Source organism: Sutterella massiliensis (assembly GCF_016899755.1).
Lineage (GTDB): Bacteria > Pseudomonadota > Gammaproteobacteria > Burkholderiales > Burkholderiaceae_F > Sutterella > Sutterella massiliensis.
The window spans coordinates 80,711-106,707 of sequence record NZ_JACJJC010000003.1 but is presented as its reverse complement, the minus strand read 5'-3'; the positions used below and the strand labels follow the sequence as shown (position 1 = coordinate 106,707).

Here is a 25,997-nt window from a genome sequence, read left to right as displayed (position 1 = left end):
GGGCGCTGTTACGGTTAAACGCGAAGAACTTTAGGCGTCCTGCGTGACGAAGCCGTTTCGGGCTGCTGAAGATTGCGTGAACTGCCGATGACGGGTTCGTGACGCAGGCGTGAAGATCGCTTGAGGCGTTCTTTCGCGCTTGCGTCAAACTTGGGGGCGCCTGCGTGCGCGCTGAGAGCGTCACGCTTTGAGCACGCGCGCTACTTCGTCGGCAAAGGCCTTTTCGCCCTTGCTCGAGAGCGTCCCATAGAGACGCATCGCCGTGAGGTTGGCCAAGACGTAGTTGCGAAGCTTGTTCTGCGCGGCGCGTTCTTTGACGCCGTACTTGTCGGCAAAGAGCGTCGAGAGCGCGGCGGCGCTCCACTGGCAGGCCGGTCCCGCAACAACAAAATCGTGGTCGGCGAGGTGCACGACGAAGCCTTCCATGCGGCGCGGCAGCGCGAGCGTCTTGCCGTCCTCGGCAAGGAATCCCGCCTTGATCGGATCGAGGCCGGCAATGCGTGCAGCCGCACGAATGAAGCCCACTACGAAGGCTTCACCGGCGGGCGTACCCGGGTGTTCGTGCGCACAGGCTTGTGCGACGCAGATATGGGGTGCCACGCCGCGCTTCATCGATTCGGCGATGGAGAGCACGTGGTGCTCTCCCGTTTTGGCGAGCTGCGCTTCGGCTCGGATCGAGCCGTCTTCGAGCCACTGCAGTACCCAAGGCTTGTGGAGGTCATGGAGGAGTTCGGCGCCGACGGCCGCGTCCCGATCGAGCTTGAGACCGAAAACCGCTTCGTAGTTTTCAAGAAGCTTCTCGGCGCTTGCCGCATTGAGCGCGCAGTGCGTCACAAGTCCGCCCGGGTAGGCGTGGTGGCTCGAATACCCCGAGCCAGGTGCACTCCAGTAGGGCTGCGGGGCGCTTCGCTTGTCGCCCGGAAGCGGCGGCAGAAGCGTCTTGCGGGATTTGTCGATCAGTCCTTCGGTACGAAGTGTCTCAAGACAGGCCGCTTCGTCAAGGGCGACCGCAACGGTCGGCACCGGATCGGCCATGACGTCAAGAACGATTTGGCGCAGCTTCGCGTCGTTCAAGCGCTTCGCACAGCCTTCGAGCCACGTGCGTGCAGCGCTGACGACGCGGCTTTCGCGCGCCATATCGACAGGCGTCATCGAAAGCACGTCCGCGACGCGCAGCGTCCGATCGGGGTTCGCTGCTGCGGCGAGCACCGGATTCGAAGCAATCGCGGCAGCGAAAGGCGCGCCAGCGGCGAGTGCGGCGCTGCGAAAGAAATGACGGCGAGTAACGAGGTGAAGGTCCTGCATCTGGTTCTTCCTAAAGTTGTTTGTGCGGCAACCGTTGCGGGTCGCGGTGCAGATTCTTCACGTACGGGATGACAGTGCTGTTGAGCGCCGATGAAGATTTCGCGTCGTTTCGATGACGCGAGCGGCGGCTTTTTTCGCGCGTTAAGCCGCAGGCAGCAATTCTTCGACCTTAAGCCCGACGAAAGCCCGAAGCGCAAGAATAGATTTCGCCCACAAGAACTCAAATTTCCCTCGAGGAGACTAAACGTGAAAAAGATGCTTTTGGCGGCTACGGCCGCCCTCTGCGCGGCAGCTGCGGTGCCTGCGCATGCGGCGGACACGACCGTCGTCAAGGCTCTTCAGGCCTGCTCGGCCGATTTCTTCAAGGCCGTCGCTCAGGACAAGCATTTCCCCGAAAAGTACAAGGTGCATGACGGGGACATGGCCTACATGAAGATCGAAAAGCAGCCGCTCGACGTCGTGCTCTTCGAGAAGCCCTATGAAGTCGACGACCTTACGGTCGCGGGCTACATCGTCAACGACGAAATCGTGCGCTACTTCGGCATGCCCGACATGCACACGCATTTCTGGGGACTGCTGATCAAGGAAGACTGGAAGACCGTTGTCGATGCGATCAAGCTCGACTGGGAGGCCGTGGACATGAATCACAAGTCCGCGCATGCCAATCGCGTTGTCCGCATGAACGAACCGGGCAGCACCTGGAAGAGCTACACGCGTCCGTCCAATTACGAATATCCGGAATTCGGTCAGACGGAACGCGCTTTCCACGTTGCGCCGTATCGCGAAATGACGATGATCTTCTGCTCGATGCAGACGGCGGGTGCCCCTGATGAAGTGGTGCTTCGCGACGCGCGTCCGGACCTCCTTTTCGGTGAAAAGGAGGTGCCTATCCGCGAGGAAAAGACCGAAGGCATCGATAAGGACGGCAACCCCACGGGCGATAAGGCTGCTGCCGAAGCGAAGACGCTCCCCGAAGGTCACCCGGCGCTGCCGGAAGGCCATCCGACGACGGCCAAGTAACCGCAGCGCGGTCTGCGGCGCGCCTTTTCGCCGAACCGCGTTCTCCGTCGGTGAAGCGGGCGCAGTGCTTCAAGACCTTCGAGGTAAAAAAAGAGCAACCCGGGACGAACAGTCGTCTCGGGTTTTCTTTATGGGAGCGGTCGCGCTCTAGCGATCTCAGTTGAAGATGAGTGTCGAATTGCTCGAGATGAAGGAGTGCTCGCGTTTTTTGATCGGCACCTGCTTGCCCGTAAGCGTATTGAAGAGGCGGTCGACCGATTCGGGTTCGGCAACGAGCACCTTGTAGTGATAGGTTGCCGGATCGGGCGTGATGATGCCTTCGAGGCCGATGATGAGTCGGATGTGGCGAATGAGGTCGTCGCCTGCCGTATCGGAGGAGGTGGCGGGCAGCGGCAGCGCCACGCCGCCGACGAGTTCGTCGGGGGTATCGGGGCGCGCAAACGCGACGCGCAGTTCCGAATAGCCGCGCACGGGGTCGGAGAAGATCCCGAAGCTCACGGTGAGCGTGCGCTCGGCGACACCCTCGTCAAGCGTGGCGCGGGCATAGGCAAGCGAGACGCGCTTGATGCCGACCACATAGTCGAGGCAGCTCAGGGTATCCGAAAGAAGGCCGGGGTCCGTCACGTAAAAGCGAAGTTCGCCCGCGAAATCCTGCGCCCACTGGCTGAATTCCCGCCCCCAGGGCGTCGTCAGAATGTAGTCGGGCGTGTAGCGCATCCCGTCGAGCACCGGCATGGCAAAGCCGGGCGTGGTATAGGGCTGCTTGAGACAGAAGCGCTTGCTGCGCTTTTTTGTCGTGACGGAAATCAGAATGAGGCGAAAGCGCGAAGCAATGTCGGAGGCGTCCTCGTCTACGTAGTCCGAGTCGTAGCCCGGCATGTCGAGCGAAGTGATCTGCTTGACGAAGGGCGCTTCTTCGGCCGTCATCGCTTCCAAAAAGCGGATTGCCGCGGGCGTATCGGAGACAACGCGGTGCGTGAGCGGCATGAGCTGCTCGTAGATCTGGATGTCGCAGGCTTTTTCGTCGAACCAGTGCTTGTAAAGCATCTCGCGCAGCGCTTCGGCGCGCTGCGGCGTGATCTTTTCGGTGCGCAGCGGCGAATTGGCGAGCCCGTAGGCAAAAAGGCCGAGTGCGTAGAGCGTGCTCGTCGTGCCGTTGTTCTCGATCGAGACCGGCATGTTGTCGAGTTCGTACCCGGCGCAGTCTTCAATCTGATTGACGACTTCCTGCGGGATTGTGCGCGCGAGCGTCTGCATGGCCGCTTCGTAGGCATAGACGAAACCGACAGGATCTTCCGCGTAGAGACGTCGGAATTCCTGCATGGCGCGCGTACGATCGGGCCCGTTCGAATACTGCGTAATGAACGGGAGGATCTGGCGGAGTTTGTCTAGCGTTGCCTTGTTGTTCGTGCTCATTGCTCAAAAAAGTGAAGCGGCGCGCAGATTGAATGGCTGTGCGCGCGTGCGGGATGTTCGTAAAGAGCAGGCCATTCTACCAACGTGCGCGCGCAAAAGCGGATCGGCACGCGGTGCATTTGGCGGGATTGTGAAGGTACTTCAACAAAATGCGCGAAGCGGTCTGAAAACCGCTTCGCGCGACGTTGCCGTTGAGCGTACTGCATACCCGAAGCATCGGGCGCGCGGCTGGGCCCAGGGCGGACTCAGCTCGGGTTCTCGGCCTCAAGGCGCCGGAACTCGGCGAGTACGCTTTCGTGACGTTCTGCAACGGCCTTCGAGGGCGCCTTGTCCAAGAGACTGACGACGACGATCGCGATCGAGGCGAAGACAAAGCCCGGCAGAATTTCATAGAGACCGAACCAGGCGAAGTGGTTCCAGACGAGAACCGTTGCGGCTCCCGTGACGATGCCCGCGAGCGCGCCGTTACGCGTCATGCGCGACCACCAGAGCGAGAGCAGAATCACCGGGCCGAACGCGGCGCCGAAGCCAGCCCAAGCGTAGGAGACGAGCGAGAAGACGAGACTTTCGGGGTCGCTCGCCAGCCAAATGGCCAGCACAGAAATCAAAAGCACCATGCTGCGGCCGAACCAGACGAGTTCACGCTGGGATGCCTTCGGGCGAACGAACGTGTGGTAGAAGTCCTCGGTGAGCGTCGACGAGCACACGAGCAGCTGGCACGAGAGCGTCGACATGACAGCCGCGAGAATCGCCGACATCAGAAGGCCTGCAATCCAGGGATTGAAGAGCAGCGACGAGAGCACGATAAAGACGCGCTCATTGTTTTCCTGCACGAGACCCGCATCGGCCGGGTGCAGCGAGAAGTAGGCCGCACCAAAGAAGCCGACGCCGATTGCGCCCGCCAGGCAGAAAATCATCCAGATGATGCCGACGCGGCGCGCATTCGGGATAACGGCGATCGACTTGGCGGCCATGAAGCGCACGAGGATGTGCGGCTGGCCGAAATAGCCGAGCCCCCAAGCGAGAAGACTGATGATCCCGACGGCGGTCTGGCCTTCCATGATGTCGAGCATCTTTGGATTGATCGAGCGGATCTGCTCGATCGATTCGAAGAAACCGCCCGCGTCCATGCAAACGGCGATCGGCGTTACGACGAGTGCGATGCACATGATGCTCGCTTGAATGGTGTCGGTCCAGGAGACGGCAAGAAAGCCCCCGATGAAGACGTAGAGGATCGTGGCGGCCGCGCCGATGATGAGCGCCGTCTCGTAATCCATGTGGAAGGTGTTTTCAAAGAGGCGTGCCCCTGCCACGACACCCGAGGCGCAGTAGATCGTAAAGAAGATGAGAATGACGATCGCGGCGATGATGCGTAGGAGATTGCCCTTGTCTTCAAAGCGGTGAGTGAAATAGTCGGGGAGCGTGAGCGAGTTGTGCGCTTTTTCCGTATAGACGCGAAGGCGCGCTGCAACAAGCTGCCAGTTGAGATAGGCGCCGATCGTGAGGCCGATCGCAATCCAGCTCTGCGAAATGCCGAAAAGATACACGGACCCCGGCACCCCCATCAGCAGCCAGCCGCTCATGTCGGAGGCGCCCACCGAGAGCGCCGTGACGATGCCGCCGAGACTGCGCCCGCCGAGGATGTAGTCGGAGTAGTTTCGCGTGTAGAAATAGGCAAAGAAGCCGATCCCGATCATCGCAATCAAATAGCCGATGAACGTTACGGCGGTGGGATTGGAAAACATTAATAACCCTTCTTGTTTGAATTGTGAGGGGCAGCCGCGTCGTCGGCGTCCGAGAGAGTGCCGAGCGTTTCGGGCGTCGCCCGAACTGAACGGCGAAACCTGTTTACGGTGCGTTTCATTGTTATTCGGGCGGCAAGCGGCGGCCGTGCGTCGCCGCGCGGTTCTTCAAGTATATGTTGAGCGAGGGCGTCGTGTTTTCGATGCGGTGCCTTCGCTTCAAAACGGTTTGCGTCGAGTAGATGCCTGCTGGGGCATTTTGAGGAGCTCGGCCAAGCTTTCCTGGTGTGCGTTCAACCGCCGATATAGCTCATCTCGATCTTGTCTCGCGTAGGCGCAATGCCGAGGGAGCGCAGCTCCGAGTAGCGGTCGCCACGAACGGTCCAGATACGCCCGAACGCTTCTTCGAGCTCTTGGTCGGTGCACCCGCCGCGCAACATCGTGCGGATGTCGTACCCCACCGTTGCGAAGAGACAGAGATAGAGACGGCCTTCCATCGACAGGCGCGCGCGCGAGCAGTCGCGGCAAAAGGCGCGCGTAACGGAGCTGATGAGGCCGAATTCGCCCGCGCCGTCCTTGTAGCGCCAGCGTGTGGCGGTTTCGCCCGGGTAATGGGCGTTGATCGGCTCGACGGGCCAGCGCGCAGCGATCATGTTGAGGATCTCGCGCGAGGGCACGACGTCGGTCATGCGCCAGCCGTTGGCCGTGCCGACGTCCATGTATTCGATAAAGCGCGGGATGACACCCGTGCCGCGGAAGCGCTCGCAGATGCGAAGCACTTCCTGTTCGTTGACGCTGCGTTTAACAACCGTGTTGACCTTGACGGGAAAGCCCATTTCAACGGCGAAGTCGATCGCTTCGAGAACTTTGGCGGCCGGAAAACCCACGTCGTTGAAGCCCTGAAAGATACCTTCGTCGATAGCATCGAGCGAGACGGTAATGCGGTCGAGTCCGGCGTCGCGAAGCGCCTGCGCCTTGCGCACGAGCAGCGAGGCGTTCGTCGTCATCGCAATGTCGATCGGCCGTCCGTCCGGGGTTTTAAGGGTGCGCAGGTCGGCAATAAGCTTTTCGATTCCTTTTCTGAGCAGCGGTTCGCCGCCGGTGAGGCGCAGCTTTTCGATGCCGTTGGCGACCGCGAGGCGGCTGATGCGGAAGATCTCTTCAAAGGTGAGGAGCTCCGTCATGGCGAGGAACCGGTGCTTCTTCGAGAACGATTCCTTCGGCATGCAGTAGCGGCAGCGGAAGTTGCAGTGGTCGGTCACCGAAATGCGCAGGTCCCGCAGCGGCCGATCGAGCGTATCGCGCCAGTGTCCGTCGACGCGTCGCACCGAACCGCTCTGCGGAATCGGCAAAACCGGTATCGAAGGCCGGGTCGCTTCGATCGGAATGACTTTGTCGGGGGCGCCTGCGCTCATGGGTTTGCCTTTGCGGTGAGGTGAAAAGTCACATTGTATGGTCAGCGCGGCAGCGGATCGGCTTCGGATGCCATGGCAACGTAGAAGTCGTAACGTTCGGGGTCGATCTCGCCGGCTTCGAGCGCCGCCTTCACAGAGCAACCCGGTTCGTGAAGATGACGGCAGTTGAAAAAGCGGCAGTCGGTTGCATGCGAAGCGATATCGGGCATGGCACGCAGAATGTCGCTCAGCGAGAGGTGCGCAAGGCCGAACTCCTGAAAGCCCGGCGTGTCGACAACGGCACCCTGCCATTCGTCGGCTTCGTACCAGCGCGCGGCCGTCGTCGTCTGCTTGCCGAGATTGAGTGCAACGGAGAATTCGCGAGTCGCGGCTTTGGCATGCGGCACGAGAAGATTCAAAATCGTCGACTTCCCCATGCCCGACTGGCCGACCAAAAGCGTTGTCTTGCCCTCGAATTGCGGCAAGAGGGCGGCGAGCGCTTCTTCGGGCTTCTCAAGTGCCGAGATGCGCATGGTCGGGACGCCGAGCCCCTTGAGGCGTTCGACTTCGGCGTCGGCCGCTTCGGCGTCTTCGCCCAGATCGCATTTGTTGCGGATGACAAGGGCGGGAATGCCGGCCTCGTGTGCAGCCAAAAGGGCTTTCCAGATGAACCAGGGATTGAAGGTCGGGCGCGACGAGAAAACAATCGCTACTTGGTCGACGTTTGCGGCGAGCGACTTGATGCGCCATTCGTCGGATCGGTAGAGGAGGCTCTTTCTCGGTTCGATCGACTCGATGGCGGCTACGCCCGAAACGGCTTCGGAAATGCGCACGATGTCGCCGACGACAACGTCGCCCTTTTTTCCGCGGCGGTGCGCTTCAATGCGCTCACCCGCAGGCGTCGTGACGAAGTAGTGTCGCCCGTGCGCGGCCGTGACGCGCCCCGAGGTGAGAGCGCGCTCTTCTTGAGAGACTTCACTTTGCCGCGAAGCGCGGCGGGATCCTTTCTTGCTCATTGAATCTCAGTCGATCGTGCGCCGCTCTGAGCGGCGCGGCGTAAGCCTTGAATGATTCTTGGGTGATCTGGTACGAAGCTTACCGAGCCTTTGGCGAAGTGTCCGCCATCGGCGCAGCGCCTGTCGAAGCCGCAGATTCGGCAGTCGTGCCGGAAGCGTCGGTATTTTGGTCTGTATCGAGAGTACTCTCTGCGACGTCGTCCGGTTTCTCGGCCGAGGCGACATCGACCTTGCCAACATCAAGCGTCTCTGTCTTCTCGAGTGCTGCCTCAAGCGATCCGGGGGCGTTCGTCGTGCGGTCGGCCGCTTCAGGCGCTAGCTCTTGCGCGGCGGCTTCCGTTTCGGCTGCAGGTGTTGAGTCGATTCGTACGGGTTCGGCATCGCGTAGCGTATCGGCCGCTTGCATCTCAGCCGTTTCCCGTTCGACGATCGTTACAGCTTCGCGCTTCGGCGGGCACTTTCGGCGCGCCGGCATGACGACGGGCTGCGCTTCGCCCGGTTCGAGATAGCCCGAGATGTCGAAAACATTCGGCGCGCCGGGGTAAGCCGCCTGAGCGGGCTTGTCGCTCGGCCACTTCATTTTCGCGACAAGCGCTTCAACGGCCGCAACGCGCATGCCCGCATGCGGTCTTGCGTAATGAAAGATCGAATAGAGCCGCGAAGGCGTGAGCGTCGTCGCATAGTCGCGGTGCAGCTTCACAAGTGCGCGAACGAGCGCATCGGCGCCCACCGTCTTGACAGCATACGCGTCGGCGTCGTACTGCATGGCGCGCGCAAAGAGATTGACGAGCGGGCGCAGCGGGTAAAAGAGAATCGGAAAGACGACGATCGCGGTAGCGATCACAAATCCCGCATGTGCGCCGTCGCGCGCGAGCGTGACGTAGGGCGAAAAGCCGAATCCGGCAAAAAAGGCATCGTTACGTGCGCCCCAGCCGGTGAACCATGCCAACAGCAGCCCCGCCAAAGAGAAAATCGCGATTCTGAGACCCGCGTGAAAGTGTTTGGCGTGTCCGATGTCGTGCGCGATGAGCGCGAGGAGTTCCTCTCGCGTGAGTTTGGCCGCCGCGTGCGCGAAAACGACGACGGTCTTTTCCTTGCCGAAGCCGCAGAGAACGAGGTGCGAGTGCGACCAGCCGCTCGGGCGCTTCATGACGAGGAGATCACGCATCTCATAGCCCTGCAGACGCAGGAAATCTTTCACCATGGCGCGCGTCTTGGCGTCGCGAAGCGGCTTGACGCGTCGACCGCGCAGAATCGACCAGTTCGGCCCAATGCGCCAGCGCCAGACGAGGTAAAGCGTCCAGAAGAACCAGGCAAGGAGCCACCAGTATTGACCGATCGACTCAAAAAGCGCGACGGCAGCGGCGATAAAGGGCAGCGCAACGAGCCAGCCCGTCAAGGCGTCCTTGAAGTTTTTGGCGATCCAGAGGCCTTCGTTTTCCGTGAGGTAGCCGAAGCGGCGCGGAATGCGGCAGCGCAGAAACCAGCCGAGCGGAATGTCGGCAATGATGAGAAGGAGAAGCACGAGCGCAATGACGGTCCACTCGCCGATGAGCGCACTCGAAGAGAGAGCGCCCGCGAGCGAAGCGAGGAGTGTGAGACCCTGCCCGTATGTGAGAAGCAGCGCAATGCCTGCCCCCGCAAAAACGAGAAGAAGTCGACCTTGAGCAAGTTCGCCCGTGTAGTCCGCAGCCTTTCGGTGTGCTGCGGCCGAGAGCTTGCGTTCGAATGGCGCCGGCACGCAGGTTGCGGCGCGCTCTGCCGCATGCGTATGCAGGATAGTGAGCAGGCACTCCGTGAGGACGCTGAGCGCCATGAGCGCGAGAAAGACGTGCTGAATGTTGCTCGCTGTCAGGGTCATCGATCGAAAGCCGGGACGATAAGAGGTCGTGGGAAGGGAAGCGTATAAACGGTGCGCTCGCGAAGCGGCCTCTGCCGCGTCAAAAACGCGAATCCGCGAATTATCGCGCAATATGGGGCGAGTCGCCCGTGCTTCGGGCGGTTTAGAATTCTCGCCTTCAAACAACTCTCTCGGAGACAGTCTTATGACCGGCAGCATCGAGCGTGATCCCGTCTATGCGGACGACAACCTCATTTGGATTGACATGGAAATGACCGGCCTGCAGCCGGAAGTCAATCGCGTGCTTGAAGTGGCCGCGATCATCACGGACCGAGAGCTCAACATCCTTCACGAGGGCCCAGTGGTGGCCGTTCGTCAATCGGCCGAGATTTTGGGCGGCATGGACGCTTGGAACACCGAAACGCACACGCGTTCCGGACTTGTGAAGCGCTGCCTGGAAAGCACGGTCGACGAGGAAGCTGCTTCAAAGATCTTCTTGGAGGTCTTCCGCCGCTACGTTCCCGAAGGCAAGAGCCCCATGTGCGGCAACACCATCGGACAGGATCGCCGCTTCATGGCGCGGTGGCTGCCGAACCTTGAGCGCTATTTCCACTATCGCTCGATCGATGTTTCGACCATCAAGGAGCTTGCGCGCCGCTGGGCACCCGAAAAGGTCTGGGTCGGCACGAGTGCAACGAAGCATCAGGCGCTCTCGGACATCCGCGAGAGCATTGAAGAGCTTCGCCATTACAGAAAAGAAGTCTTCAAGATTTGATCGCGGCGGCAGTTTGCGGGCGTCCTTTGCAAATGTGGCGTCCGCACGCCGACTGCCGCAATAAAGTGTTCGGCCATCGGGTTAACATAGAGGCCGAACGCCCTTGATGTCTGCATAATGACGTCATATCGCTTCAGCGAAGTCGGCACAGATCGGCGAAGAAGCGGATTTTTCAATTGGCGCTGTCCTCGAAACGCCGTTTTCACCCTGTTTCTGGTCAGGGGAACTTTCTGGAGATCTCTAATGGGTATTACGCAATGGCTTGCTGTTGCCATGATCTTCGTCGTGATCTATGGCCTCATCAAGCGTTATGAAACCCGTCTTGTTCTGATCGGCTCGGGCCTCGTGCTCTGCCTTCTCTCGTGGGACCTGATCGGCGGCCTTAACGCGTTTGCCAAGTCGATGACGAATTCTTCGCTCGTGATGGCAATCTGCGCGTCGATGGGTTTTGCCTTCGTCGCCCGCTACACCAACGCCGACCGTTCGCTCGTTCACTACCTCGCCAGCCCGATTCGCGGCCTTGGCGTTCTGCTCGTCCCGGTCTGCACGGCGATCACCTTCTTCGTGAACATCGCCATTCCGTCGGCCGCGGGCTGCGCCGCCGCCGTCGGTTCGACGCTCATCCCGGTCATGCTCCGCGCGGGCATTAAGCCGGCCGGTGCCGCTGCCGCCGTTCTCGCCGGCACGATCGGTTCGTACCTTTCACCGGGCACGTCACACAACCCGTACGTTGCCAACATGGCCGGCATCGACGTGATGGACTTCATCGCGTTCCATGCCCCGTACTCGCTCATCATCGGTGCCTTCGGCGTTGTCGGTACGCTCCTCTTCTGCATCCTCTTCGGCGACCACAAGGGTGACGCCAACGCCAAGGTTGACGAATCGAAGCTCCAGAAGCAGGACGATTTCAAGCCGAGTCCGGTGCTCGCGCTCGTGCCGCTCGTTCCGATCACCATCCTCGTGGTCGGCAACCTCTGGTGCCCGTTCATCAAAATGGGCGTTGCCCAGGCTATGGTGCTCGGTGCTGTGATCGCGCTTGTGCTCGCTCGCGCCAACCCGCAGACCTTCACGAAGGAATTCTTCAACGGTACCGGCAAGGGCTATGCCGACGTGATGGGCATCATCATTGCCGCCGGCGTCTTTGCTGCCGGTCTTAAGTCCGCTGGCCTTATCGACACGTTCGTTCAGGCCCTGAAGGAATCCAACGAAATCGCCCGCTGGGGCGGCTCGATCGGCCCGTTCATCATGGGCGTGATCACGGGTTCGGGCGACGCTGCGACGCTGGCCTTCAATGAAACGGTTACGCCGCACGCCAAGGACTTCGGCATGACGATCGAAGGTCTGGGCGGCCTCGCCTTCCTCGCTGGCGCTGCCGGTCGTACGGCCTCCCCGCTCGCCGGTGTGACGATTCTTGTTTCGGGTATCGCCATGGTTTCCCCGATCGAAGTCGTCAAGCGCACTGCCGTTCCGATGCTCGCCGCGACGATCGTCTGCGCGCTCATCATGGTTTAACGCTTCGCGCTCATAACCAAAATGCCGCATTGCTCCGACGGGTGGTGCGGCAAAAAGATTGGCCCGATTTGTCTGCTTGAAAAAGCATCGAATCGGGCTTTTTTGTATCTGCAGAATGCAGACGACGAATGTTTGTAGGTCGCGGATTGACGGTGCCGGATGCAAACGAGAGTCCAGCAGGAAAGCGTTGGCTAAGTAGCGCGTATTGAGACCAGGATACGTAGCCGCGTTTTTTCATAATCCGCGGCGAGTACGGCAGTCGCAAAGGACGCTCGTAAAACTATGAAGCGTTCGATTCGGAAAAGCGTTCGCAGACAGTTTCGCTGGCTTTAAAGAGGTTCGGCTCAAGGAGATCTGCTGCCCGAAAGCGCTGTTACGACTCGAAGGTGAAGGTAGATCCAAAAGGAAACGGGACCGATGCACTGCACGATCCCGTTCGGATAAAAACAAAATATTCGCGTAGAAATTAGGCGGCCGGTGCCGAGGGCGGCGTCGGGGCGTCGCTCGATTTCTCCGGTGCACTCGCAGAAGTGTTGTTTTGGTGCTCGACGCGGTGTGCAAGCGCAATGACGGGCTTCTTGAGCCAGGCTTGGAAAAGCGAAAGGCCGATTGCAAGAAGGAGCGGCCCGAGAATGAGGCCGAGGAAGCCGTAGGCGAGAACGCCGCCGAAGACGCCGAGGAAAATCAGCGCAAGGGGAAGCGTTGAGCCGCGCGAAATCAGAAGAGGCTTCACGAGGTTGTCGACCCCGGAAATGCAGGCCGTGCCCCAGACGACGAGAAAGACCGCCATGCCGGTGCTGCCCTGTGCGAAAAGCCAGACGGCAGCGGGAATCCAGACGAGGGGCGGTCCGATCGGCACAACCGAGAGCAGGCACACGGTGGCCGAAAGAATCAGAACCCCCGGGACGCCTGCGATCCAAAAGCCCAGGCCCGCGACGAGCCCTTGACAAATTGCCGTACCGATGATGCCGTAGACGACGGATCGCGTGGTATTGACGAGGATGTCGCAAATTTCGCTCGCAATCCCGCCGCTCACGCGAACGAGCAGTTCGCGAATGCGGTCGGCGAACCAAGCGCCGTCGCGATAGAAAAAGAAAACGATGAAGGTGACGAGCGCGAGCTGCATGAGCCCGTTGCTCACGTTGAGCGCCATGTTGACGAGTGCGCTCGAGAGCGGCTCGAGAATCTTCTGGATGCTTTGTCCGAAGGACGCCGGGTCGATGGCTTGAAGAAGCTCGGCGTAAAGCCATTCGCCCGCGTAAGGAATGCCGCGAACGGTTTCGAGTACGGGCTGCGGGTCCTTCACCATCTGCACGACCTTGCTCACAAAGCCCGGGAGCTTCTGTGCGGCGGCAATGAGGAAGAACGACATCGGGATCAGAAAGATCACGACGATCGCGCCAACCATGAGAAAGGCGGCGGGCGTCGGCCGATGACCGCTCCAGGCGCGCAGTTTGTCGAAAAGCGGCCAAGTTGCGACCGCAATGACGGCTGCGAGCAATATCGCCGTGAGGAAAGGCTGAATGATGAGATAGCAGCCGTAGGCGACGATCGCCATCAGAAGCACGCGCACGATGAGGTCGATCCCGTCGCGCTCGCGCAGGCCGAGACCGAGTCGGTCTCGTGCAAGAAGCATCAATTCGCCCCATTTTTTCGCATTGTGCGCATCGGGGCCGCTGCGATCAATTCCGTCGGGCATAGGTGACAAGCATCCTTTGAGCGGATTGCGCGGCGCACGGTGCGCCGCGCTGGGAGGCTTCTGTCGAAGCTTCAGTTGAGTTTGGGGGCTTCGTCAAGCGGCGAGCAGCCGTTCAGGATCACCTTCTTGAAAGCGGCGAGAATCGCTTCGACGGCCGCCATGCGCGGGTAGCTCTTGCGCCAGCAAAGAATGACGCGGCGCGAAGGCGCGGGTGACTTGAAGGGGATGATCTTGACGGAGTTCGAGAGCCCAGAGATGTAAGGCACGGCCGATGCGGGCAACACCGTGATGCCGAGGCCCTGCGCGACCATGTGGCAGATTGTCTGCAGGCTCGAGCCTTCGACCGTACGCTGTACGGTGCTCGCGTGCGCGTTGAAGCGGTTGATGTCAGGGCAGACGCCGAGGATCTGATCGCGGAAGCAGTGGCCAGCGCCGAGAAGGAGCATCGTCTGGTCCTTGAGTTCGTCAGGACCGACGTAGTTGCGGTTCACCCACGGGTGGTGCGAGGGGACGGCGACGACAAAGGCTTCTTCGTAGACAGCCTGGGTCATAAGACCCGTGTCGGCAATGGTGTCGGCCATGATGGCGACGTCGAGCTGGCCGTTTTTGAGCTTGGCGAGAAGTTCGCTCGTGAAGGTCTCTTCAAGGTAGAGCGGCATTTTGGGCGTATCGACCGTCATTTCGCTGATGAGCGAGGGCAGCAGGTACGGCCCGATCGTGTAGATGACGCCGAGGCGCAGCGGTCCGGAGAGCGGATCCTGGCCTTGGTGCGCGATTTCGACGATGCGACGGCTTTCTTCGAGCACCTTCTGCGCCTGCGCGATGATCTGCTGGCCGACGGGCGTGATGGCGATATCGCTCGAGCGGCGCTCGAAAATGGCAACGCCGAGTTCTTCTTCAAGCTTCTTGATGGCAACGGACAACGACGGCTGGCTGACGAAGCAGGACTCGGCCGCGCGGCCGAAGTGCCGTTCACGAGCAACGGCAATAACGTATTTAAGTTCGGTTAGCGTCATGGTTCGATGAGTGAAGTTTTAAAAAATCCTTCTTTTATTTGTTTCGTAGGGCTCGGTCAGTCGAATTCTCAGGCGGAGAGAAAGTCCGACTGTGCGCTGAACCAGCGTTTGGCGTGACGTGCGGCGCGATCGGGGTCGCTCTCGCACATGCGCGCTGCAGCATCTCTTGCAGCGGCGAGAAGCGCTGCATCGGTTTCGAGGTCGGCAAAACGCAGCATCGGCATGCCCGACTGCCGCTCGCCCAGAAATTCCCCCGGACCGCGCAATTCGAGGTCGCGCCGCGCGATTTCGAAGCCGTCTGTTGACTCTCGGATGATTTTGAGCCGCTCGCGGCCAATCTCGGAGAGCGCCGGGTCGTAGAGCAGAATGCAGGCGCTCTTTTCGGCGCCGCGTCCGACTCGGCCGCGGAGCTGATGAAGCTGCGCAAGGCCGAAGCGCTCAGCGTGCTCGATCACCATGAGGGTGGCGTTCGGAACGTCGACCCCCACTTCGATGACGACCGTGGAGACAAGTACGTCGATTTCACCGGCCTCAAAGCGCTGCATCACGTCGTTTTTTTCTTCTGCCGGCATCGCGCCGTGCACGAGCCCGATGCGAAGGGTCGGCAGGCGACGAACGAGGTCGGCTTTGCACTCGACGGCCGAGGTGAGGTCGATCGTCTCGTTCTCTTCGATCATCGGGCAGACCCAGTAGACCTGGCGGCCGCTTTCGGCTGTCGCTCGAACGACGCCCAAAACGTCCGCGCGGCGATCGAGTCGAACCGTTTTCGTCACAACAGGCGTGCGCCCCGGCGGCAACTCGTCGATCACCGAAACGTCCAAGTCGGCCAAATAGCTCATGGCCAACGTTCTCGGGATCGGTGTAGCCGAAAGCATCAGCAGGTGCGGTTTCAAGGCCGTTTGGTCGTTCGGCTCATGCGGATTCGAGCGCAGCGCCAGACGCTGCGCAACGCCGAAGCGGTGCTGCTCGTCGACGATGGCAAGACCGAGTGCATTGAACTCGACCTTCTCCTGAATGAGCGCGTGCGTGCCAATCGCAATCTGCGCCGCGCCCGAGCGAATGGCTTCGAGACTTTCTCGGCGTTCGGCCGCCTTGAGTCGCCCGGTGAGCCACGCACAGCGGATGCCGAGGGGCTCGAGCCATTCGGCGATCTTTCTAAAGTGCTGAACGGCGAGAATTTCGGTGGGCGCCATGAAGGCGGTCTGCATTCCCGCTTCCGCAGCTCGCAGTGCCGCGAGTGCTGCGACGACGGTCTTGCCGCTGCCGACGTCGCCCTGCACGAGTCGATGCATGGGGCGATCGCGTGCGAGGTCGCGTTCGATTTCGCACCAGACGCGCAGCTGCGCCCCCGTGGGTTTAAAGGGCAGTCGGGAGAGAAACGCATCAATGAAGCGCGAGCCTTGCGCGGCGATGAGCTTGGGCGCTTTGCGACTCGTGGCGAGCGCACGCACCGAGCGCAGCGTGATCTGCTGCGCAAGCAGTTCGTCGAACTTGAGCCGCTGCCAGTGCGGATCCGTTCGGTCCATCAGCGCGGAAGCACTCGCGTCTGCCGGCGGATGATGCAGAAATTCGAGCGAAGCCTTTAGGCCGGGAAGACCGAGCGCAGTCGTGATTTCTGCCGGAACGAGGTCTTCCATGCCGCCCAAATCGAGGAGCGCTCGCGCGATGCGTTTGCGAATCCAAGCCTGCTGTACGTTTTCGCCCAAGGGGTAGACGGGCGTGAGCGCCTTCGGAAGCGAATCTTCGTTCTCCACAGGAACACGAATGCGCGGATGAATCATCTCGAGGCCCATCCCGCCGAACGCCTCTTTCGGTTCGCCGAAAAGACGCACCGTTTTCCCGGGCGAAAGCTGCAGCTGAATGCTCGGGTAATAGTGAATAAAGCGAACGCGGATCGTATCCGTGCCGTCCGAGACCTGCGCGACAAACTGCGGGCCGCGCGGCGTCATCGTCATCTGCGAAGAGACGACGCGCCCCTGAATCTGAACGGCACCGCCCGGCGCAATCTCTGCGATCGGTCGGATGCTCGTTTCATCTTCATAGCGAAGCGGCAGGTGCAGCACGAAGTCCCAGTCCGAGACGAGCCCGAGCTTCTTAAGCCGCTCCTGAAGCGGCGCAAGCTTGCCCGTGCGAATGACGCCAGCGGCACGCTGCGCACCCGTTCCTTTCTCGAGCGTCATGCGTTTCAGGCGAGGTGGACGATCGCTTCAACCTCAACGCGCGCGCCCTTGGGCAACGCCGCCACGGCAAAGCAGGAGCGCGCCGGATACGGGGCGGCGAAGTACTTGCACATGATGTCGTTAACGACGGGAAAGTCGTCCATCGAAGCAAGGAAGATAGTGAGTTTCATCACGTTTTCAAGCTTGCCGCCCGCTGCTTCGATAACGGCCTTCAAATTGGAAAACGCCTGATGTGCCTGCGCTTCAAAGGGCTCGATGAGTTCGCCCGTTACCGGGTTGAGGCCAATCTGGCCCGAGCAGTAGAGCGTATGCGCGTCGGCAACGGCCTGGCTGTACGGGCCGATCGCCGCGGGTGCTTTATCCGTGCTGATGATGCGGGTTGTCATGGCTGACGGTCTCCTTCGTGACGTCCTCGCGTGCGCGCGTGACTATTTATAGGCAGTGCGCGCACGGATGGCGTGATGAATATTCACAAGCGGAATTCTATCGACAAATAGAACTCGATAGCTATCGAATCCATCAGTAATCCATATCTGAGAATTTTGTGAGTACCAATTGTTTACATAGGTATGAATACGTATGTTTGTTTAAAGAATTCATACAGTCGGGACGAGTTGTTCAATTCGACTGTATATAGGGTTTGAACGTATTCCTTTTGTAGTAAGACCAAAGATTTATTTTGATTGTGACCTTAGAGAGACATTTTTGAAAAAGAGTTGATTTTTAGAGAAAGTCTTCAGGGAGAGCCAAAAAACCGTCCTGTAGCCGAAATGCCGAGCTATATCAAAAAATAAGTGGAAGATTGGGGTTAATCCGCATACAGTTTCAAAAGGGCAAATCGCTAAACTCGCGTCAGCATTTCGGCCTAGTCGAGAAGAAGCAGTTGCGCTCGACGCGAACCCTCGATTCAAACATACGCACAAGTTCGTATTTGAACGAGAAATTACCGTTCGCTTGTGACGACTTCGGTTAGGAACTTTTACACTTCTAGGTAGAAAGTCGTAGATTCCTCTTCGATCGACCGATCTGCACGTTCAGTTTGTCTGCGCCGCCATGGAGAACGGCGACTCAGGTGAATTGGATGTGAAGGAATTCACAAGTGCGGCGTCCGTTGGGCGGCCCGTGCCGATGACCTTCTGGGAATGCCTGTAAGCCGGCTGCGTTCGCGCAAGCTGGCTTCGCAAGTCTTCAGTCCGCCTTGAAGAGCGATCTTCTAAAAGGGACTGCGCCGGCTTGAGCGCCCAAGACCTGAAGCGGAGAAGACCCGATCCGCTTTCGGAAGCTTCGAGCGAATTGCAATCGATCGATGCTCGGGCAGACGGCGGCTGAAACGGCGTCAACGGGAGACGGCTTGAAAGAGCCGCTTTAGCCCCTTGCGGGCGAGTTGTAAGACTGGATGGGCACGCGGGCGAGAGCCTAAAAGTCCTTCCATCCGCTCATTGAAGCGGATTTTCCTGGGAAAATCGTTTATGAAAATCATCTACACCGACGTGCTGGTAATCGGCGGCGGCCTTGCGGGCCTTCGCATGGCCGTTGCGGCCAAGCGCCGCGGTCACGATTCGATCGTCCTCTCGCTTGTTCCGCCGAAGCGTAGCCACTCTAAGGCCGCTCAGGGCGGTATGCAGGCTTCGCTCGGCAACGTGATCAAGGGCATGGGCGACAACGAAGACATCCACTTCGCCGACACGGTCCGCGGCTCCGACTGGGGTGCCGACCAGGACGTCGTTCGCATGTTCGTCAACACTTCGCCCAAGGCTGTTCGCGAGCTCGCCGCTTGGGGCTGCCCCTGGAGCCGTATCACCCCGGGCGACCGTCAGGTGATCATCAACGGCGAAAAGGTCACGATTACCGAACGCAAGGAAGCCGCTGGTCTCGTCGCTCAGCGCGACTTCGGCGGCACGAAGAAGTGGCGTACCTGCTACGTGTCCGACTGTACCGGCCACGCGATGCTCAACACGGTTTCCGACCGCATCATCGCCGAAAAGGTTCCGGTTATCGAACGCGTTGAAGCTCTCTCGCTCATTCACGACGGCAAGCGCTGCTACGGCGCCATCGTTCGCGACCTCATCACGGGCGAACTCATGGCCTACGTCGCCAAGGCGACGGCTCTTGCCACGGGCGGCGGCGGCCGCATCTACCGCGTCACGACGAACGCGGTGATCTGCGAAGGCACGGGCTACGACCTTGCTCTCGAAACGGGCGTTGCCACCCTCTCGAACATGGAAGCCATCCAGTTCCACCCGACCGGCATCTTCCCGGCCGGCATTCTGGTGACGGAAGGCTGCCGCGGTGACGGCGGTCTGCTGCGCGACGTCGACGGCTATCGCTTCATGCCGGACGTCGAACCCGAAAAGAAGGAACTCGCTTCCCGCGACGTGGTTTCCCGCCGCATGGAAGAACGCATTGCCCAGGGCAAGGGCGTCAAGTCGCGCTACGGCGAACACATCTGGCTTGACATCACGCTGCTCGGCGAACACCACATCAAGCACAAGCTGCGCGAAGTCTACGAAATCTGCCACTACTTCCTCGGTGTTGACCCGACGAAGGAATGGGTCCCGGTCCGTCCGGCCCAGCACTACACGATGGGTGGCGTTCGTACGAAGCCCACGGGCGAAAGCGAAACGATGAAGGGCCTTTTCGCCGCCGGCGAAGCCGCTTGCTGGGACATGCACGGCTTCAACCGTCTGGGCGGCAACTCCGTTGCTGAAACGGTCGTCGCCGGCATGATCGTCGGTGAATTCATCGCCGACTTCTGCGACAAGCCCGAAAACGGCATCGACATCCCGACCTCGATCATCTACGACGCGCTCGCCAAGGAAGAAGCTCGCCTGCGCAGCTTCACCACCAACACGGGCAACGAAGATGCTGTCAAGCTGCGTACTCGCATGCAGGACATCATGACGACGAAGATCGGCATCTTCCGTCGCGGCGAAGACATGAAGGCCGCCGTCGAAGAACTCGAAGACCTCTACAAGCGCTCCTTCAACGTGCCCGTCAAGGACGTCGCCGGCAACAATCCGGAACTCGTCTACGCCTACCGCACGCAGAAGATGCTGCGCGTTGCGCTCACGATCGCTCTCGGCGCTCTCGAACGTAAGGAAAGCCGCGGTGCTCACTTCCGTGAAGACTACCCGCGCCGCGACGACGCCAAGTGGCTCAACCGCACGATCGCGACCTGGAAGGAAGGCGACACGCTCCCGACGCTCTCCTACAAGGATCTCGACATCTCGAAGATGGAACTCCCGCCGGGCTTCCGCGGCTACGGTGTGAAGAACTACATCGAGAATCCGGAATCCGCGAAGCGTCAGGCCGAAGTCGATGCCATCCGCGCGAAGATGGAAGCCGAAGGCGCCGACCGCTGGGCCATCCAGAACGCCATCATGCCGTTCATGGACGAACTGCCCAAGCGTCTACAGGGCCGCAACGAACGCATCGATGAACCCCTGAAGGACTAATTAGTAGGAGCTGCTAGAAAATGAGCCAAACCAATCAGCAGAACCAGGCCGCGCAGACTCCTGCGGCACCGGCCAAGAAGCATCGTCTTCTGAAGATCAGCATCCTGCGCTACAACCCGCAGGATCCGGAAAGCGTCCCGCACATGCAGACGTACGAGCTCGAAGAGTCCGATTCGATGACGCTCTTCATCGCTCTGAACGACCTGCGTGACAACCAGGACCCGACGCTGCAGTTCGACTTCGTCTGCCGCGCCGGCATCTGCGGTTCGTGCGCGATGCTCATCAACGGCAAGCCGGGTCTGGCCTGCCGTACGCTCACGAAGGACCTGCCCGCCGAGTTCACGCTCGCCCCGCTGCCGGCCTTCGAGCTGATCGGCGACCTCTCGGTCAACACCGGCAAGTGGATGCGCAACATGTCTGAACGCATGCAGACGTGGGTCCACATGAAGGAAGAGGAAATCGACCTTCGCAAGAAGGAAGTTCCGATGGATCCGCAGCTCGCCGAAGACATCTACGTTCTCGACCGCTGCGTCGAATGCGGCTGCTGTATCGCCGGTTGCGGTACGGTTCGCATTCGTCCGGACTTCGTGGGCGCCGTGGGTATCAACAAGATCGCCCGCTTCCGCCTTGACCCGCGCGACGACCGTAACGACGCCGACTACTACGAAGTTGTCGGTGACGAATCGGGCGTGTTCGGCTGCATGTCGCTGCTCGCTTGCCACGACTTCTGCCCGAAGGATCTGCCGCTCAAGACGCAGATCGCCTTCATCCGCCGCAAGATGGCCGAGCAGGGCATCAGTAATTACGACAAGGTCCTGCCCAAGCAGGCACCTAAAAAGGCTATTCCCATTAAGCCGATTAAGCAGTAATATTCGGGCGTGAACGGAGGAGCTCCTACTTTGTGCGTATAACCGCGTAGGTAGCTGAGCTCCCCTGATCGCTCATTACAGCTGGCTCGCGGCCGACGGACCAACGCTCTCAACAAGCGTGTCGGCGGCGGGCTGAAACCGGACGGCGCCATGAGGCGCCACGCCGAAAGTGCGCCGCCCAAACACTTGAGGAGCATAAAAATGTCTCGTATTGAAAGCGACTTCCTTGGTTCCCTCGAAATTCCGGATGAAGCCTACTACGGCGTTCAGACGATGCGCGGCAAGCACAATTTCCACATCACGGAAATGCCGATGGCTCAGGAACCCTTCTTCCCGATCGCCTTTGGCTATGTGAAGAAGGCCGCCGCGATGGCCAACAAGGAACTCGGCACGATCCCGGCCGACGTCGCTGACGCCCTGATCTGGGCCTGCGAACAGCTGATCGCCGGCAAGTACAACGACCAGTTCGTTACGGACTGGCTCCAGGGTGGTGCTGGCACGTCCGTCAACATGAACGTGAACGAAGTGATCAGCAACCTCGCTTGCGAACACCTCGGTCTCGCCAAGGGCGACAAGAAGGTCTCGCCGAACGACCACGCCAACTTCGGCCAGTCGACGAACGACACCTACCCGACCGCTCTGCACCTCGCTCTGCTCCTTCGTTCGAACGTCCTCCTGAAGGCCGTTGAAGAACTCGTCGAAAGCTTCTACCGCCAGGCTGAAAAGAACAAGAACGTCCTCAAGATGGGCCGTACCCACCTGCAGGACGCCGTCCCGATGTCCTTCGGCCAGGAATTCCACGGCTGGGGCTTCACGATCGCTGACGAAATCAAGGTTATCAAGGAAGCTCAGGAACACCTGAAGTGCGTCAACCTCGGCGCCACCGCTATCGGCACGACGGTTACCGCTCACCCCGACTACCCCGCCCTCGCCGTTAAGCACCTCGCCGAAATCACCGGCATCGACTTCCACAACAGCGAAGACCTGATCGCTGCCACGTCCGACTGCGGCGCCTACGTTGCTCTGTCGTCGGCCTGCAAGAGCCTCGCTGTCAAGCTCACGAAGGTCTGCAACGACCTCCGTCTCCTTGCTTCGGGCCCGCGCACCGGTCTGTCCGAACTCGTTCTTCCGCAGCTGCAGCCTGGCTCCTCGATCATGCCGGGCAAGGTCAATCCGGTCATCCCCGAAGTCACGAACCAGGCTTCGTTCCTCGCGATCGGTCTCGACCAGACGGTCATGCTCGCCGCTTCCGCCGGCCAGCTCGAACTGAACGTTATGGAACCCGTGATCTCCTTCGCTCTGTACCTGCAGATGAAGGTTCTCACGAACGCCTGCATCGCGATGCGTGAAAAGTGCGTCGACGGCATCGTCGTCAACGCTGACCACACGAAGGACCTCGTTATGGGTTCGCTCGGCATCATCACGCTGCTCAAGCCGCACTTCGGCTACAAGCCTTGCGCTGCCATCGCTCGCGAAGGCTTCCTGACGGGCAAGTCGCTGCATGAACTCCTCGTTGAAGAGAAGAAGATGATCACCCAGGAACAGTGGGATGAAATCTTCACGTACGAAAACCTCATCAACCCGAAGTTCGAACAGTAATTAAATAAGTCGGGCAAAGATCCGGCAAACAGCCTGGGCCGCCTAGGACATCAGTCCGGGCGGCCAACCACCAAAGGAGGCCGCCGAGCCGCCTGGTTCCTAAGAAGAACCGAACGGCTTTGCGGTTCCGGACCCTCGCTCCAGCGTGCTTTGACCGCTCGGACGCAACCGGACGGGCAGGGCGCAAAAGGGGCCTTGAATGCCTGGAGGCATCATGGATTTAATGCTCATTCTTCAGATCATCGTCCTTCTGGGCGCGATCTTTCTCGGTGTCCGCATTGGCGGCATCGGCATCGGCTATACGGGCGGTGCCGGCGTGCTCGTCCTCGGTCTGCTCCTCGGCATGAAGCCGGGTAACATTCCCTGGGACGTTATCCTGATCATCGCCTCGGTGATCTCGGCCATTTCCGCCATGCAGCTCGCTGGTGGTCTTGATTACCTCGTTCAGATCGCCGAACGCATCCTTCGCTCGAATCCGAAGCACATCAACTACCTGGCCCCGATCGTCACCTATGTTCTGACGATTTTCGCCGGTACGGGCCACACCGCCTTCTCGATGATTCCGGTTATCGTTGAAGTCGCCAAGGAACAGCACATCCGTCCGTGTGTTCCGCTTTCGATCGCGGTCGTGTCCTCGCAGATCGCCATTACGGCCTCCCCGGTTTCGGCCGCCGTTATTTACATGACGGGCGTCCTCGAACCGCTCGGCTGGTCCTATCCGGCTCTGCTTCTCATCTGGATCGTGACGACGTTTGTCGGCTGCATGCTCACGGCCTTCGTCATGACGATCATCTCCAACATGGACCTCGACAGCGACCCGGTCTACAAGGAACGCCTCGCCAAGGGCCTCGTCAAGCCCGCGCAGGGTGCCGCTCAGATGGAGCTCAAGCCCTTTGCTAAGCGCTCCGTGCTGATCTTCCTCGTCGGCGTTGTCGCTGTGGTTCTCTACGCTTCCGCCATTTCGCCTGCTGTCGGCATCATCAAGAACGTTATCGTTCCGCGTGACGCTGCCATCATGTCGCTTATGCTGCTCGTCGGCATGCTGATCACGATGCTCTGCAAGATCGAAGTGGGCGACGTTGCTTCCTGCTCGGTCTTCAAGTCCGGTATGGTCGCTATCGTCTGCGTGCTCGGCGTTGCCTGGCTCGGCGACACGTTCGTGTCCGGCCACTCCGCCGAAATCAAGGAATTCGCTGCTTCGACGGTTGCCGAAAATCCGGCTCTGCTCGCGGTCGTGTTCTTCTTTGCCGCTATGCTCCTGTACTCGCAGGCTGCTACCGCTAAGGCTATCGTCCCGGCTGTCGTTGCCGCTCTTGGCATCACCGCTGAAAACCCGGGCGATTCCTACATGCTCGTCGCTACGTTCGCCGCTGTGAGCGCGCTCTTCGTGCTCCCGACCTACCCGACGCTGCTCGGCGCTGTTCAGATGGACGACACGGGTTCGACCCGTATCGGTAAGTGGGTCTTCAACCACGCCTTCTTCCTGCCCGGCCTGATCGCCATCGTCTTCTCGGTGGTCCTCGGTTTCGGTGCCTGCGCCATCTTCTGATAGTCGACTCACGACATTCAGATAACGCATGCGGCCGCTCGGCATTGCCGGGCGGTCCGCCGAAAATTCACAGAGCCTCTTCTTCGGAGGGGCTCTGTTTTTTTATTTACTTTTTGCTGAGGTGCGTGGTTGCTGCTTGACGGTGCTTGTAATGAGTTGCTGGACAAACTGCTGAAAGCATTTTTCGTACATGGGTTTTCGCGAATTCATCGCGATCGAATGCACGCAAAACCAACCGATGCGGCATCGGACGTACGTTAAGTCACATTTTTTTGAGAAAGCTCTTGACAAAAATCTGCCGATCAGTAGAATTCAACTTCTCAGTGCGGGAGTAGCTCAGTTGGTAGAGCGCAACCTTGCCAAGGTTGAGGTCGCGAGTTCGAGACTCGTCTCCCGCTCCACTGACGTATGAGGCGCGATAGCAAAGTGGCTATGCACCGGATTGCAAATCCGTTTACGGCGGTTCGATTCCGCCTCGCGCCTCCATGCGGGAATAGCTCAGTTGGTAGAGCGCAACCTTGCCAAGGTTGAGGTCGCGAGTTCGAGACTCGTTTCCCGCTCCAGAATTTTGAGAAGAGGGAGCTGAGAGGTTCCCTCTTTTCGCATCTGCAGGACACCGACGTCCCCGGATGACGAAATTGGTAGCCGTAGCGGACTTAAAATCCGCAGCCTTTGGCGTACGGGTTCGAGTCCCGTTCCGGGGACCAATCGGTTTGCAGATACAAATGCCAGAATCGAAATTAGGAAATTTTTAATTCTGCCCTTGACAGAGTTTTTAAAATCCGTATAATTTCAATTCTTCGCTAGACAGATGCGGGAGTAGCTCAGTTGGTAGAGCGCAACCTTGCCAAGGTTGAGGTCGCGAGTTCGAGACTCGTCTCCCGCTCCATCTGATTTTTCGATGCTGTCGCGATAATGCGGGAATAGCTCAGTTGGTAGAGCGCAACCTTGCCAAGGTTGAGGTCGCGAGTTCGAGACTCGTTTCCCGCTCCAGATTCCGAAGGGGAGGATTTGATCCTCCCCTTTTCTTTGCCGCTCGGGCCATCACAATCGGGCGAAAAAAAATCGGACGATGTGATGATGAAGATCGACGGATTTGCTAAAATCCGCCGTTCATTGCTCGAGGAGCGTGCTCTGAGAGCACCTCGTTAAATCTGTGTCTTGAGTTTTTTCGAGTGCTCGACGCAGAACTTGATTCACGTCACTCGTTACTACGTGGGGTTTGCCATGGCTGTTCAGCAGAACAAGAAATCCGTCGCCCGTCGCGGCAATCGCCGTGCTCATGACTTTCTGACCAATCCGCCGACCGCGATCGAAGCGACGACCGGTGAAGTTCATCGTCGTCACCACATCAGCCCGACCGGTTTCTACCGCGGCAAGAAGGTCATCGCGACGAAGGCTGACGAATAATCGTCGGTTTTTGAACGATTACCTCGCTTTTCTAGGCGGCTAGCGATCCGACGAAGTCTTCGCGCGCAGATGCACGCGCGAACCCCACGGTGAGTGACAGAAGCGCTCGCGTGAAGGTTTTCAGGACGAAGCAGCCGAAAAAAGCAGAGGAGGGAAAAGGGATCCGAAATCGGGTCCCTTTTTCTTTATCCGGTTGCAGA

Annotated in this window: 18 protein-coding genes and 6 tRNA genes; 14 read left to right on the top strand and 10 right to left on the bottom strand. The window is 59.6% G+C overall.

Annotated elements, in window-relative coordinates; all coding sequences use genetic code 11:
• Positions 1 to 180 precede the first annotated feature (180 nt).
• Positions 181 to 1,305 carry a metal-dependent phosphohydrolase gene (locus H6A60_RS02980; RefSeq protein ID WP_205101928.1) on the bottom strand — a complete coding sequence of 375 codons (1,125 nt, stop codon included), beginning with the start codon at positions 1,303 to 1,305 and terminating at the stop codon, positions 181 to 183.
• Positions 1,306 to 1,560: 255 nt separating this feature from the next.
• On the opposite strand from H6A60_RS02980, the gene H6A60_RS02975 reads away from it, so the two are divergent.
• On the top strand, positions 1,561 to 2,325 hold the full coding sequence (locus tag H6A60_RS02975) for a hypothetical protein (protein WP_239477554.1): 765 nt from the start codon (positions 1,561 to 1,563) through the stop codon (positions 2,323 to 2,325).
• Positions 2,326 to 2,481: 156 nt separating this feature from the next.
• On the opposite strand, the gene H6A60_RS02970 is transcribed toward H6A60_RS02975, so the two are convergent.
• The 5 genes from H6A60_RS02970 to H6A60_RS02950 form a co-directional block, all read right to left on the bottom strand.
• Positions 2,482 to 3,741, bottom strand: a complete 1,260-nt coding sequence (locus H6A60_RS02970; RefSeq protein ID WP_205101926.1) for a hypothetical protein — start codon at positions 3,739 to 3,741, stop codon at positions 2,482 to 2,484.
• 245 nt (positions 3,742 to 3,986) lie between these two features.
• On the bottom strand, positions 3,987 to 5,486 hold the full coding sequence (gene putP, locus H6A60_RS02965; RefSeq protein WP_205101925.1) for a sodium/proline symporter PutP: 1,500 nt from the start codon (positions 5,484 to 5,486) through the stop codon (positions 3,987 to 3,989).
• A 290-nt stretch (positions 5,487 to 5,776) separates the two neighbouring features.
• Positions 5,777 to 6,898 (bottom strand): GTP 3',8-cyclase MoaA, encoded by a 1,122-nt coding sequence (moaA, locus tag H6A60_RS02960; RefSeq protein ID WP_205101924.1) that lies wholly within the window; start codon positions 6,896 to 6,898, stop codon positions 5,777 to 5,779.
• A 41-nt stretch (positions 6,899 to 6,939) separates the two neighbouring features.
• Complete coding sequence (gene rsgA, locus H6A60_RS02955) at positions 6,940 to 7,893, bottom strand: ribosome small subunit-dependent GTPase A (protein ID WP_205101923.1); 954 nt, start codon at positions 7,891 to 7,893, stop codon at positions 6,940 to 6,942.
• Between the two features lie 79 nt (positions 7,894 to 7,972).
• A complete protein-coding gene (locus H6A60_RS02950) occupies positions 7,973 to 9,754 on the bottom strand; it encodes a M48 family metalloprotease (RefSeq protein ID WP_205101922.1) in 1,782 nt (593 codons plus the stop codon).
• A gap of 184 nt (positions 9,755 to 9,938) precedes the next feature.
• Here H6A60_RS02950 and orn point away from each other — a divergent pair, with 184 nt between their 5' ends.
• Positions 9,939 to 10,508, top strand: coding sequence for an oligoribonuclease (orn, locus tag H6A60_RS02945; RefSeq protein WP_205101921.1), 570 nt, complete (start codon positions 9,939 to 9,941; stop codon positions 10,506 to 10,508).
• Between the two features lie 243 nt (positions 10,509 to 10,751).
• The gene (gene dcuC / locus H6A60_RS02940; RefSeq protein ID WP_205101920.1) at positions 10,752 to 12,020 is read left to right on the top strand and encodes a C4-dicarboxylate transporter DcuC; all 1,269 of its coding nucleotides are present in this window, start codon (positions 10,752 to 10,754) and stop codon (positions 12,018 to 12,020) included.
• A gap of 466 nt (positions 12,021 to 12,486) precedes the next feature.
• Here dcuC and H6A60_RS02935 read toward each other — a convergent pair whose 3' ends face one another.
• From H6A60_RS02935 to H6A60_RS02920, 4 genes are all read right to left on the bottom strand, one after another.
• Positions 12,487 to 13,719, bottom strand: coding sequence for an AI-2E family transporter (locus H6A60_RS02935; protein ID WP_239477546.1), 1,233 nt, complete (start codon positions 13,717 to 13,719; stop codon positions 12,487 to 12,489).
• 71 nt (positions 13,720 to 13,790) lie between these two features.
• Positions 13,791 to 14,735 (bottom strand): LysR substrate-binding domain-containing protein, encoded by a 945-nt coding sequence (locus H6A60_RS02930; protein ID WP_205101919.1) that lies wholly within the window; start codon positions 14,733 to 14,735, stop codon positions 13,791 to 13,793.
• Positions 14,736 to 14,803: 68 nt separating this feature from the next.
• On the bottom strand, positions 14,804 to 16,915 hold the full coding sequence (recG, locus tag H6A60_RS02925) for an ATP-dependent DNA helicase RecG (RefSeq protein ID WP_205101918.1): 2,112 nt from the start codon (positions 16,913 to 16,915) through the stop codon (positions 14,804 to 14,806).
• A gap of 5 nt (positions 16,916 to 16,920) precedes the next feature.
• The gene (locus H6A60_RS02920; RefSeq protein ID WP_205101917.1) at positions 16,921 to 17,301 is read right to left on the bottom strand and encodes a RidA family protein; all 381 of its coding nucleotides are present in this window, start codon (positions 17,299 to 17,301) and stop codon (positions 16,921 to 16,923) included.
• A 1,083-nt stretch (positions 17,302 to 18,384) separates the two neighbouring features.
• Between H6A60_RS02920 and H6A60_RS02915 the strand changes: the two genes are divergently transcribed.
• From H6A60_RS02915 to rpmF, 11 genes are all read left to right on the top strand, one after another.
• Positions 18,385 to 20,370, top strand: coding sequence for a fumarate reductase flavoprotein subunit (locus H6A60_RS02915; RefSeq protein WP_205101916.1), 1,986 nt, complete (start codon positions 18,385 to 18,387; stop codon positions 20,368 to 20,370).
• A 20-nt stretch (positions 20,371 to 20,390) separates the two neighbouring features.
• Positions 20,391 to 21,239, top strand: a complete 849-nt coding sequence (locus H6A60_RS02910; RefSeq protein WP_205101915.1) for a fumarate reductase iron-sulfur subunit — start codon at positions 20,391 to 20,393, stop codon at positions 21,237 to 21,239.
• 201 nt (positions 21,240 to 21,440) lie between these two features.
• Positions 21,441 to 22,838 carry an aspartate ammonia-lyase gene (locus H6A60_RS02905; protein ID WP_205101914.1) on the top strand — a complete coding sequence of 466 codons (1,398 nt, stop codon included), beginning with the start codon at positions 21,441 to 21,443 and terminating at the stop codon, positions 22,836 to 22,838.
• Positions 22,839 to 23,052: 214 nt separating this feature from the next.
• Positions 23,053 to 24,387 (top strand): anaerobic C4-dicarboxylate transporter, encoded by a 1,335-nt coding sequence (locus H6A60_RS02900; RefSeq protein WP_275114210.1) that lies wholly within the window; start codon positions 23,053 to 23,055, stop codon positions 24,385 to 24,387.
• A gap of 325 nt (positions 24,388 to 24,712) precedes the next feature.
• Positions 24,713 to 24,788 (top strand) — tRNA-Gly (locus H6A60_RS02895).
• Between the two features lie 11 nt (positions 24,789 to 24,799).
• A tRNA-Cys gene (locus H6A60_RS02890) sits at positions 24,800 to 24,873 on the top strand.
• A 1-nt stretch (position 24,874) separates the two neighbouring features.
• Positions 24,875 to 24,950, top strand: a tRNA-Gly gene (locus H6A60_RS02885).
• Positions 24,951 to 25,010: 60 nt separating this feature from the next.
• Positions 25,011 to 25,094: transfer RNA gene (locus H6A60_RS02880), tRNA-Leu, on the top strand.
• A 106-nt stretch (positions 25,095 to 25,200) separates the two neighbouring features.
• Positions 25,201 to 25,276, top strand: a tRNA-Gly gene (locus tag H6A60_RS02875).
• A gap of 28 nt (positions 25,277 to 25,304) precedes the next feature.
• Positions 25,305 to 25,380 (top strand) — tRNA-Gly (locus H6A60_RS02870).
• A gap of 234 nt (positions 25,381 to 25,614) precedes the next feature.
• On the top strand, positions 25,615 to 25,797 hold the full coding sequence (gene rpmF / locus H6A60_RS02865; protein ID WP_205102016.1) for a 50S ribosomal protein L32: 183 nt from the start codon (positions 25,615 to 25,617) through the stop codon (positions 25,795 to 25,797).
• Positions 25,798 to 25,997 lie beyond the last annotated feature (200 nt).